Genomic DNA, 1489 nt, shown 5'->3' with positions numbered 1-1489 from the left:
AACCATCATTGCCACACCGCCAAATCGAAAGAATCTTAATGAAACGGAAGCGGCCACGAAGACCATCGCGATGAACAGAAGAGGCCGCGCCATCAACACGTCGTATTGCAGGCGATAGCGCGTCGCGTCGAGCCCGGCGCGCTCCATGCGGGTGATGCTGTCCTTGAGGCTCCAGAAGGGCACGGAATCAGGCGCGATGAAGCTCTGTTTGACCTGGGACGGCACCAGATTCGATGCGATCACGAACCGCTTGAAGGTCTGCGGCTGGTCGTTCTCGGTCAGAACGCGGGCGTCCCTCAGCTCCCAATGGCCTTCGAAGAGGGTCGCCTGCGCGGCTTCGATTCGCTGTTCGAAGGCTCCCTTGTCGTCGAAGGTGAAAACGGTGACGCCCGTCAGTGTCGTGGTATCGCCGATCGCGCCGTCCGCCCGGATAATGGCCTGGCCGTCCTGGCTCTTCTGACGGATCCAGATTTCCTTGCCGCCCGTCTGCACCGTCTTGGTGAAGATTTTCGCCTCCATATCGGACGCGCGCTGTTTCAGATGGGCGGAGAGCGGATTGTAGGCCGTGATAGACAAAATTCCTAAAGCCAACGCCACGAACAGCCCGGGCTGAAGAAACTGCCAAGCGGAGATGCCGGCGGCTCGGGCCACCACCAATTCGAGTTTGCGGCTCAATTGCAGCAAAGCGGCCATACTTCCGAACAGCACCGCGAACGGCATCACCTGCTCGGCCACCGCGGGAGTCCGGAAGAGGGCGAGAGTCGCCATCAATCCGGGGGTCGCCCCTTCGGCATCGCCGGCACGACGCATCAGCTCGACGAAGTCGAGGGTATAGACGAGCGCAAAGACCGTTCCGAAGACGAGAAAGATCGTCTTGAGGAATTGCCGTGAAAAATAGCGTCCGAGAGTCGCGCCGATCAACATGTCACGCAGCCTTCGGAGATGCGCGGCGGGCGAAGGATGGCTTGAGCGAGCGCAGCGCCGCTCCCAGGCGACGGGTCGTCGGGCCTTGGAGGCTGAGGAGGAAAGCGATGGCGATCGCTCCCAGAGGAGCACCATAGACGCCGATCAATGCCCAGGGGCTGCGCACCAAGGCGCTCGACGCGGCAAAGCCGGCGATGCGCAAGACCACGACGCCGACGACGGCGACGGCAATGGCCAGGCCCCGTCCCTGCCGGGTCGTCTGGGCGTTTCCGAGGGCGGCGAAAGCGATCATCATCATCGCGAGCGGATACAGCCACGAGGACAGGCGATCGTGCAATTCCGCACGGAATCGGCCGGCCTGGAACTGATAGTAGAACTCCTCCGTGTCCGGACTGAACAGCTGCATGGTTCCACGTTCGCGGGGCTTGTAGACGACGTCGCCGCCGTCCTGATTGAAGGCCGACAGATCCACCGCATAGCGTTCGAATGCGACGATCGAAGTGTCGCGGCTGTTCGGCTCCTTGCGATGGACGCTGCCCTTCTCCAGAACCAGATAGGATTGCCC

At 61.9% G+C, this 1489-nt stretch carries 2 protein-coding genes; both read right to left on the bottom strand.

The window, feature by feature from the left end; translation table 11 throughout:
* On the bottom strand, positions 1-924 hold a 924-nt coding region (lptG, locus tag AC1DT3_RS20800; RefSeq protein WP_477467101.1), incomplete at its 3' end, for an LPS export ABC transporter permease LptG.
* A gap of 1 nt (position 925) precedes the next feature.
* Positions 926-1489: LptF/LptG family permease (locus tag AC1DT3_RS20795; RefSeq protein WP_477467100.1), on the bottom strand; the 564-nt coding region annotated here is incomplete at its 5' end.

This window comes from Microvirga sp. P4_G7 (assembly GCF_056401005.1).
This window is presented reverse-complemented; position numbering and strand designations above follow the sequence as displayed.